We start from the raw sequence: 9224 nt of genomic DNA on the forward strand, positions 1-9224 counted from the left end.
CCCATGGCCGTACGGGTACGGGAAACCCTACCTACGCTCCGGAGCCGCCCGGCCGGACCTGCCCGGCGCGGACCTACGCGTCCGGACCTGCCCGGCCCGGCCTACGCGTCCGGGGTACCTACGCGGCCGGATCCACGGCCCGGTCCGCCTCCCTGCCGACCGGCACGCCGACTGGCCAGCTGTGCACCGGCTCCCCGGTGAGCATCAGCTCGCGATAGCGGCGGGTGGTGGCCGCGAGCGCCGCCGCCCGGTCCAGGCCCGACTCCAGGGCCCGGTGGAAGGTGTCGGCCTGCCAGGAGGCGCCGTTCACCTTCCGCCGGCAGCGCTGCTCGATCACCCCGAGGTAGAAGTCCCGGTCGCGCGGCTCGATGTGCCAGGCGTCGAGCCCGGCCGCGGCCAGCGGCAGCAGCTCGTCGAGCACGAGCCGGGTGGCGGGCACGGTCGCCACCGCGCCAGAGCGGCCCGGCCGTGGCCAGCGCAGCTCGGCCTCGATGCCGTACCGGCAGGCGGTGTCGAAGTTGTGGGCGGCGTCCGCGAAGTCGAGCCGCCGCCAGATCGGCCGGGACTCCTCGGCGAGCGTGCGCACGAGCCCGTAGTAGAAGGCGGCGTTGGCGACGACGTCGGTGACGGTCGGTCCGGCCGGCAGCACCCGGTTCTCCACCCGCAGGTGCGGGACGCCGTCGACCCAGCCGTACACCGGCCGGTTCCAGCGGTAGACGGTGCCGTTGTGCAGCACCAGCTCCTGCAGCTTCGGCACCCCGCCCGCGTCCAGGACGCGCAGCGGGTCCTCCTCCTCGCAGATCGGCAGCAGCGCCGGGAAGTAGCGCAGGTTCTCCTCGAAGAGGTCGTACACCGAGTCGACCCAGCGCTCGCCGAACCAGGTGCGCGGGCGCACCCCCTGCGCCTGGAGTTCCGGCGGCCGGGTGTCGGTGGCCTGGGTGAAGAGCGGCGGCCGGGACTCCCGCCACAGCTCGTGGCCGAAGAGGAAGGGCGCGTTGGCGCCGACGGCTATCTGGACGGCGGAGACGGCCTGCGCCGCGTTCCACACGGCGGCGAAGCGCGGCGGGGTGACCTGGAGGTGCAGCTGCACCGAGGTGCAGGCGGCCTCGGGCACGATCGAGGCCGAGGTGCAGAGCAGCCGCTCCACGCCGTGGATGTCGAGGGTGAAGTCCTCGCCGCGGGCGGCCAGGATCTGGTCGTTGAGCAGCGTGTAGCGGTCGGCGGCGGAGAGGTTGTCGAAGACCGCGTCGTCCTGGGTGAGGGTCGGCAGTATTCCGATCATCACGACTCCGGCGCCGAGCTCGGCGGCCTTGCGGTCGGCATATCCGAGGCCGGTGCGGAGTTCCTCGGCGAGCCGGTCGAATACGTGCCCGTCGAGCCGGTGCGGGGCGATGTTGACTTCCAGGTTGAACATTCCGAGTTCGGTCTGGAAATCGGGGCTCGCGATGCGGTCGAGCACCGGTGCGTTGAGCATCCGTGGCAGCCCGTCCGGGCCCGCGAGATTGAGTTCGATCTCCAGGCCCATGAGATTGCGGGGCCGGTCGAACCGCTTCTCCGCGAGCAGCCGCGCGAGTGCCGCGAGGCATTGCTGGAGCTTTCTGCGGTAGCGCTGCCGGTCGGACGGGCCGAACCCGTCGGCCACGACCTTCTCCCCCATCGAAGCGTCCCTCCCGAGTGGGCGGCCGCCGCGACGGCCGCGAGCGTCACGGACGATGATGCCCCGTCGGCTGATCGACAACGCCTGCGGGAGCGAGGTCGCGGCGGATAGGCTGGAACGGCTTTGTCCGGCGGTGGATCCCGGGGGCGGAGTGCAATGGACATATACCAATGTCATATTGTCCGCGCCGCACCGGTGCAGCGGGGGTCGGGAATCGGCCGACCCCACCGGACGGAGAAAGTGCAGGCAGGCGTTCTGTCGGAGCCCGGCATTCCGAGCGATCGCGCTGGGAATAAGTCCGGATGACGCCTTGTCAGGAATATCGGCGGCGCCTAGCGGAAACACTGTGTGAACACGTGTCGTATAAACTTCGCGAACGAGGCAGAGTGTTGGCGCACGGCCATGCACCCATGGCCCCCCTCTCTGGCCCCGTCGCTGACAGCGCCGTCGTTACCTGCCCACGCTTCACCGTGTCTCCTGAGTGAGAGGCGACCCATCATGCTCCGACCCTCCCCGGCCCCCGCGCCGGCCCTCCGCAGTGTCCTCGCCGCCCTCGGCTCGCCCTCGGCGGTCAGCGAGGCGCGCACACCGGCTCTGCGGGCCGCACAGGGACCGCTGAGCCCCGAACTGCCGCTGCCCGTCCATGTGCTCGGCGCGGCCGCCGCCCCCGGCGTCGTCGGCGCGACCGGACCGCGGCCCCCGCGCACGCACCTGGCCGGCTGGCGCTTCCTGGTCCGGCACGGGGACCGGGCGATCGCCGCCGCCGACACGATGCTCACCCCGGACGGCTGGGCCTTCTCGCACTTCTTCGAGGGTCCGTACGTGGCGGCCACCGAGCGGGCCCTGATCCAGGCCGAGGCGCTGGTCACCCCGTACCAGCCGCGGCTGCTCTCGGTGCCGGAGCTGTACATGCTGACGCTGTGGCTGCACACCGACACCGACGCGGACGGCGCGAGCACCGCGCCCGGACCGGAGGACCTACTGGTCCCGCTCGCCCCGGCGCCGCCCGGGATCGCCCCCCACCGCCCCTACCGGGTGGCGGACCTGCTCCCGGTGATCGGTCTGCGGCTCGGGCCGCCGCCGCTGCTCGGCTCCGCGGCGGGCGCCTGAGCCCCGCCCCGTACCCGCGCCCCGGGACCGTACGGACCCCCGGGGCGCACTGCTGTCCGAGTGGGGGCACGTTCGGACTAGCCCACTGGGACCACCCCGAACCCCCCGAAGAGATGGTGCAGTTGACCCGAACCGCCCCTGCGGGTGATGCGTCTTCCCGGGAGAGGACGAGCTGCCGCGAAATACCTGCGGAACGCCGTCCGTAGGGCAAGACTGGGGACCGGAACCGAACCGACCGACGGGGGCGGCGATGACCACGAAGAGCCGCAGGACATCCACCACGACGCAGCGAAAGAATCCATCCATGTGCCAGCACCAGCCTGCCTGTCCCAACGCCGACTCCGCGGACCGGGAGGCCGCCCGACTCGTGGCGCACCACCCCGAGCAGGGCTGGAGTCTGCTGTGCAACGGCGTCCTGCTGTTCGAGGACACCGGTGAGCTGCTGCCGGACGGGCAGATCATCGCCCCGCACCGCCCGCTGACGGCGGCCGGCGTGACGACGGCGGCCTGACGGAGCGCCGCAGCGGAAGCAGCACCAGGGGCAGTACGAGGAACGGTACGAGGAAACACGGAGCACATGCCGAGGGCCGGCCCGGAGACGGAAAGTCTCCGAACCGGCCCTCGCGTCATGCTCAGTTGTCGTACTCCTCCAGCGGCGGGCAGGAGCACACCAGGTTGCGGTCGCCGAACGCCCCGTCGATGCGCCGGACCGGCGGCCAGTACTTGTCCGTGGCCGAGACGCCGGCCGGGAAGACCGCTTCCTCGCGGGTGTACGGGTGGTCCCACTCGCCGCCCAGCGCCGCCGCGGTGTGCGGGGCGTTGTGCAGCGGGTTGTCCTCGGCCGGCCACGCGCCGGAGCCGACCTTCTCGATCTCCGCGCGGATCGCGATCATCGTGTCGCAGAAGCGGTCGAGCTCGGCCAGGTCCTCGGACTCGGTGGGCTCGATCATCAGCGTGCCGGCCACCGGGAAGGACATCGTCGGCGCGTGGAAGCCGTAGTCGATCAGGCGCTTGGCGATGTCGTCGACGGTGACGCCGGTCGCCTTGGACAGCGGGCGCAGGTCGACGATGCACTCGTGGGCGACCAGACCGGCCGGGCCGGTGTAGAGCACCGGGTAGTGCGGCTCCAGGCGCTTGGCGATGTAGTTCGCCGCGAGCACCGCGACCTGGGTGGCGCGCTTCAGGCCCTCGCCGCCCATCAGGCGCACGTACGACCACGAGATCGGCAGGATGCCGGCGGAGCCCCACGGGGCGGCCGAGATCGGACCGACACCGGTCTCCGGGCCCGCGGTGGGCTGCAGCGGGTGGTTCGGCAGGTACGGGGCGAGGTGGGCGCGCACGCCGACCGGGCCGACGCCGGGGCCGCCGCCGCCGTGCGGGATGCAGAAGGTCTTGTGCAGGTTGAGGTGCGAGACGTCGCCGCCGAAGTGGCCCGGCTTGGCGAGGCCGACCAGCGCGTTGAGGTTGGCGCCGTCGACGTACACCTGGCCGCCGGCCTCGTGGACCTCGGCGCAGATGTCGGCGACGTGCTCCTCGAACACACCGTGCGTGGACGGGTAGGTGATCATCAGCACGGCGAGCTCGTCGCGGTGCTGGGCGATCTTGGCGCGCAGGTCGGCGACGTCGACCTCGCCGTCGTCGGCGGTCTTCACGACGACGACCTTCATGCCGGCCATGACCGCGGAGGCGGCGTTGGTGCCGTGCGCCGAGGACGGGATGAGGCAGATGGTGCGCTGGGCGTCGCCGTTGGCGCGGTGGTAGGCGCGGACCGCGAGCAGACCGGCCAGCTCGCCCTGGGAGCCGGCGTTCGGCTGGATCGACACCTTGTCGTAGCCGGTGACCTCGGCGAGGCGCTCCTCCAGCTCGGTGATGAGCGTGGCGTAGCCCTGGGCCTGCTCGATCGGGGCGAAGGGGTGGATCTGGCCGAACTCGGGCCAGGTCACCGGCTCCATCTCGGTGGTCGCGTTCAGCTTCATGGTGCAGGAGCCGAGCGGGATCATGCCGCGGTCGAGCGCGTAGTCGCGGTCGGCGAGCTTGCGCAGGTAGCGCAGCATCGCGGTCTCGGAGCGGTGCGCGTGGAAGACCGGGTGGGTCAGGTACGCGTCGGTGCGCAGCGCGTCGGCCGGCAGCGCGTCCTCGGTGCTCGCGTCCAGGGCCTCGACGTCGGCCTCGACGCCGAACGCGGCCCACACGGCGGCCAGGTTGGCGCGGGTGGTGGTCTCGTCGCAGGAGACGGAGACGGTGTCGGCGTCGGCCCGGTAGAGGTTCACGCCGGCCTCGCGGGCGGCGGCGACGATCGCGTCGGCCTTGCCCGGGACGCGGGCGGTCAGGGTGTCGAAGAAGGCGCCCTGGGTGAGCTCGACGCCCCCGGCGCGCAGACCGGCGGCGAGGATCGCGGCGTAGCGGTGGGTGCGCCGCGCGATGCCCTTGAGGCCCTCGGGGCCGTGGTAGACGGCGTACATGCCGGCCATCACGGCGAGCAGGACCTGCGCCGTACAGATGTTGCTGGTGGCCTTCTCGCGGCGGATGTGCTGCTCGCGGGTCTGCAGGGTCAGGCGGTACGCCTTGTTGCCGTCGGCGTCGACGGAGACGCCCACCAGGCGGCCCGGCATCGAGCGGACGTGCTTGTCCTGGACGGCCATGTAGCCGGCGTGCGGGCCGCCGAAGCCGAGCGGGACGCCGAAGCGCTGGGTGGTGCCGACGGCGATGTCGGCGCCGAGGGAGCCCGGCGAGGCGAGCAGGGTGAGCGCGAGCAGGTCGGCGGCGACGGTGACGATCGCGCCGAGCTCGTGGGCCTGGTCGATGACCGGCTTGATGTCACGGATGGCACCGGAGGCGCCCGGGTACTGCAGCAGCACGCCGAAGACACCGCGCTCGGCGATCTCGGCCGGGATGCCGGCGGACAGGTCGGCGACGACGACCTCGACGCCGGTCGGCTCGGCGCGGGTCTCGATGACGGCGACGGTCTGCGGCAGGGCGTCGGCGTCGACGAGGAAGACCCCGTTCTTGACCTTGCCGATACGGCGGGACAGCGCCATGGCCTCGGCGGCGGCGGTGCCCTCGTCGAGCAGCGAGGAGCCGGCGGTGGGCAGACCGGTGAGGTCGGCGACCATGGTCTGGAAGTTGAGCAGCGCCTCCAGGCGGCCCTGCGAGATCTCCGGCTGGTACGGCGTGTAGGCCGTGTACCAGGCCGGGTTCTCCATGACGTTGCGCAGGATCACCGGCGGGGTGAAGGTGCCGTAGTAGCCCAGGCCGATCATCGGGGCGAGGACCTGGTTGCGGTCGGCGAGCTCGCGCAGTTCGGCGAGGACCTCGGCCTCGGTGCGGGCGGCCGGCAGCGCGAGGGCCTCGGCGTTCTTGATGACGTCCGGAACGGCGGCGGCCGTGAGCTCGTCGAGGGAGCCGTAACCGACCTGGGCGAGCATCTTGGCCCGCGCCTCGGCGTCGGGTCCGATGTGCCGCTGCTCGAAGGGAATGCCCTGCTCGAGCTCGGAGAGCGGGATGCGGTTGGCGGTCATGCTGCGGGGGCCTCCTGGTCGTCACGACCTGCGAGGGGCACCACGGCGCGGGTGCCCGGACGGCCTCCCCCTCTGTCATCTCAACCTGAGAGCTTCACCGGCCGTGCCTCGCGGCGGGCCGGCTTTCACCGTCGGTGAGGGCGGGAGACATGGAACGCCCGCCCTGCTTTCCAGAGTGACCTCGTCCGCGCGGTACGGGTGCCTGAGAGATTCCGGGGAGGATTTGCTCCTTCGGCGCCTCCGAAAGCTTTCTCCGGAGGACTCTCCCGCGCGGGGTTCGCAGCCACAGCCAGCCTACCAGCGCGGTTCCCGCTCCCATCGCTCAAGTGGCCGACATCCCAGATGTGCACTTTCGTAGTGCTTGTAGAGCAGTTGCGACCAGTTGGAGGGACCGTGCAGACCGACATCGATCCGCGCAGCCTGATCGGCCGCAAGGCGTTCGACCGGAACGGACACAAGATCGGCACCGTGGACGAGGTGTACCTGGACGACGCGACGGGGGTGCCCGAATGGGCGGCCGTCCGCACCGGCCTCTTCAGCCGGGACGCGTTCGTCCCCCTGGAGCCCAGCGAGCTCGCGGGCGACGGCCTCCACATCCCCTACGAACGCGCGCTCATCAAGGACGCCCCGGACTTCGGGGTCGGCCGCCATCTCTCCCCGGACCAGGAACTCCAGCTCTACCGCCACTACAGCCTCGCCCTCCCCCCGCCGCCCCAGGACCCCGGCCCCCGCGACTTCGGCCGCCTGGCGGGCCAGGAGGAGGCCTGACGGGGCGCTGACGGGCGGTCCTACGGGTGCCTAGGCGGCGGCACCGGTCGCGCCGCCCGGGACCAGGGGCAGCGGGTCGGACGGGACCAGGTCGGGGTCGTCGACGGAGAAGGTGCGGACCCGGCCCGGCTCTGAGCCGGGCTCCTCGAAGCGGACCGTGACCCGGCCGAGGCCGCTGCCCTGCACCCACCCGGCGCCGTGCACGGCGTGCCGCACGTCGTGGCCGGGCGACCAGCGCCGCTCGGCGGTCTCCGTGGCGGTCGGCGGCGCGGCCTCCGGCACGGCGGCCGCGGGCTGCGTGGCCTCCGCGGGAGCGGACTCGGCCGACTCGTCCCGTACGGGCTCCGCCTGCTCCGCCTCGGCCTGCGCTTCAGCCTGCGCGAACAGGTCCTCCTGCGTGTAGTCGGCGAGCCCGCTCACGCCCACGCCGAGCAGCCGCACCCCGCCCGTGGTGTCCACCAGGTCGAGCAGCCGCCCGGCGGCCTCGCGCACCACCACCGGGTCGTCCGTCGGCCCGCGCAGCGTCTCGGAGCGGGTCAGCGTCGAGAAGTCGTAGCGCCGCACCTTCAGGACGATCGTCCGCCCCGAGTGCCCGGAGCCCCGCAGCCGCGCCACACAGCGCTCCGCGAGCCGCTCCACCTCCAGGCGGATCCGCAGCCGGTCGTGCAGGTCCACGTCGAAGGTGTCCTCCACGGAGACCGACTTCGCGTCCCGCTCCGCCACCACCGGCCGGTCGTCGTGCCCGAGCGCCATCTGATAGAGCCCGGCCCCGTGCGAGCGCCCCAGGAGCCGTACGAGCTCGTCCTCGCCGGCCTCCACCACCTCGGCCACCGTCGTGATCCCGGCCCGCCGCAGGTGCTCCCCGGTGGCCGGGCCGACCCCGGGGATGATCCGCACCGAACGTGGTCCAAGCAGCTCCCGCTCCGTCCCGGGCTCTATCAGCACCAGCCCGTCCGGCTTGGCCTCCTCGGAGGCGATCTTCGCGAGCATCTTCGAGCCGGCCAGGCCCACCGACCCGGTGAGCCCCGTGGCGGCGAGGATGTCCCGCCGCAGCCGCTCCCCCACCGCCCGCGCGCCCGCGCCGTCCTCGGCCAGGCCGCCGGCCTCCAGGTCCACGAAGGCCTCGTCCAGGCTCAGCGGCTCCACCAGCGGCGACAGGCGCCCGAGCAGCTCCATGACCTGTCCGCTGATCGCCCGGTAGAAGGCGAACCGCGGCACCAGATACGCCGCGTTCGGCGCGAGCCGCCGCGCCTGCCCCATGGGCATCGCGGAGTGCACGCCGAAGCGCCGGGCCTCGTACGAGGCGGTGGCGACCACTCCGCGCGGCCCGAGCCCGCCCACGACCACGGGTTTTCCGCGCAGGCTGGGCTTCGACGCCTGCTCGGCGGCGGCGAAGAAGGCATCCATGTCGAGATGCAGGATCGTGGGCGCGGCTCTCACGGTTCCGATGCTGCCGCACACCACTGACAATCGGCCCGCACGCGCGTGCGGGCCGTGTCGCCGGACGTCGTCCGGGACGGTGGTACGGGGGCGGTCAGACGGCCCGGTCGCGGCGCCGGCGCGCCAGCTCGTCCGCCGGGTTGTGCCCGATCAGGGTCTCGCCGGTGTCGACCCGCTCGCCGTGCAGCTGCGAGAGCGCCGCCTCCACGTCGCGCCAGACCACACCCACCGCGATGCCGAAGACGCCCTGCCCGCCCTGGAGCAGCGAGACCACCTCGTCCGGCGAGGAGCATTCGTAGACGGTCGCGCCGTCGCTCATCAGCGTCATGCGCTCGAGGTCGCGGAAGCCGCGGGCCCGCAGGTGCTGCACGGCGGCGCGGATGTTCTGGAGCGCGACCCCGGTGTCCAGGAAGCGCTTGACGATCTTGAGGACGACGACGTCCCGGAAGCTGTAGAGGCGCTGCGTGCCCGAGCCGTACGCGGGCCGCACGCTCGGCTCGACGAGGCCGGTGCGCGCCCAGTAGTCCAGCTGCCGGTAGGTGATGCCGGCCGCCGCGCAGGCCGTGGGGCCGCGATAGCCGACGGTCTCCGCCGCCGGGCCCGCGCTCGCGTCCGTACCGAAGTCGCCCACACTGCCGTGAAGCGGATACGGGCCCTTCTCCCCGGGAGCACGCCCCAGGAAGCCCCCTGCCGTACCGTCGCCGCTGCTCATCACGCCGACCCTCCGTCCT

At 72.6% G+C, this 9224-nt stretch carries 7 protein-coding genes and 1 riboswitch; of the genes, 3 read left to right on the top strand and 4 right to left on the bottom strand.

Going from position 1 to position 9224, the window contains the following annotated elements; genetic code table 11:
• Positions 1–118 precede the first annotated feature (118 nt).
• Complete coding sequence (locus JAO84_RS04715) at positions 119–1657, bottom strand: glutamate--cysteine ligase (RefSeq protein ID WP_370410681.1); 1539 nt, start codon at positions 1655–1657, stop codon at positions 119–121.
• Between the two features lie 498 nt (positions 1658–2155).
• Between JAO84_RS04715 and JAO84_RS04720 the strand changes: the two genes are divergently transcribed.
• Positions 2156–2767, top strand: coding sequence for a hypothetical protein (locus tag JAO84_RS04720; RefSeq protein ID WP_370410682.1), 612 nt, complete (start codon positions 2156–2158; stop codon positions 2765–2767).
• Positions 2768–3071: 304 nt separating this feature from the next.
• Positions 3072–3278, top strand: a complete 207-nt coding sequence (locus JAO84_RS04725) for a DUF5999 family protein (RefSeq protein ID WP_306806344.1) — start codon at positions 3072–3074, stop codon at positions 3276–3278.
• Positions 3279–3399: 121 nt separating this feature from the next.
• Here the strand turns inward: JAO84_RS04725 and gcvP are convergent, their stop codons facing one another.
• A complete protein-coding gene (gene gcvP, locus JAO84_RS04730; protein ID WP_370410683.1) occupies positions 3400–6285 on the bottom strand; it encodes an aminomethyl-transferring glycine dehydrogenase in 2886 nt (961 codons plus the stop codon).
• A gap of 180 nt (positions 6286–6465) precedes the next feature.
• Positions 6466–6564: riboswitch (glycine riboswitch) on the bottom strand.
• A 63-nt stretch (positions 6565–6627) separates the two neighbouring features.
• On the opposite strand from gcvP, the gene JAO84_RS04735 reads away from it, so the two are divergent.
• The gene (locus tag JAO84_RS04735; protein ID WP_370410684.1) at positions 6628–7053 is read left to right on the top strand and encodes a PRC-barrel domain-containing protein; all 426 of its coding nucleotides are present in this window, start codon (positions 6628–6630) and stop codon (positions 7051–7053) included.
• 30 nt (positions 7054–7083) lie between these two features.
• On the opposite strand, the gene JAO84_RS04740 is transcribed toward JAO84_RS04735, so the two are convergent.
• Both JAO84_RS04740 and JAO84_RS04745 read right to left on the bottom strand, forming a co-directional pair.
• The gene (locus JAO84_RS04740; RefSeq protein WP_370410685.1) at positions 7084–8493 is read right to left on the bottom strand and encodes a DNA polymerase IV; all 1410 of its coding nucleotides are present in this window, start codon (positions 8491–8493) and stop codon (positions 7084–7086) included.
• Between the two features lie 94 nt (positions 8494–8587).
• On the bottom strand, positions 8588–9205 hold the full coding sequence (locus JAO84_RS04745; protein ID WP_370410687.1) for a MerR family transcriptional regulator: 618 nt from the start codon (positions 9203–9205) through the stop codon (positions 8588–8590).
• Between the last annotated feature and the right edge of the window lie 19 nt (positions 9206–9224).

The sequence above is a fragment of the Streptomyces fradiae genome (assembly GCF_041270065.1).
Classification (GTDB): Bacteria; Actinomycetota; Actinomycetes; order Streptomycetales; family Streptomycetaceae; genus Streptomyces.

Excerpts from the sequence above, each read along its gene's own strand:
- JAO84_RS04725 (WP_306806344.1), top strand. The coding sequence starts at position 3,072 with ATGTGCCAGCACCAGCCTGCCTGTCCCAACGCCGACTCCGCGGACCGG.
- JAO84_RS04715 (WP_370410681.1), bottom strand. The coding sequence starts at position 1,657 with ATGGGGGAGAAGGTCGTGGCCGACGGGTTCGGCCCGTCCGACCGGCAG.
- JAO84_RS04735 (WP_370410684.1), top strand. The coding sequence starts at position 6,628 with ATGTGCACTTTCGTAGTGCTTGTAGAGCAGTTGCGACCAGTTGGAGGG.
- JAO84_RS04720 (WP_370410682.1), top strand. The coding sequence starts at position 2,156 with ATGCTCCGACCCTCCCCGGCCCCCGCGCCGGCCCTCCGCAGTGTCCTC.
- JAO84_RS04745 (WP_370410687.1), bottom strand. The coding sequence starts at position 9,205 with ATGAGCAGCGGCGACGGTACGGCAGGGGGCTTCCTGGGGCGTGCTCCC.
- gcvP (WP_370410683.1), bottom strand. The coding sequence starts at position 6,285 with ATGACCGCCAACCGCATCCCGCTCTCCGAGCTCGAGCAGGGCATTCCC.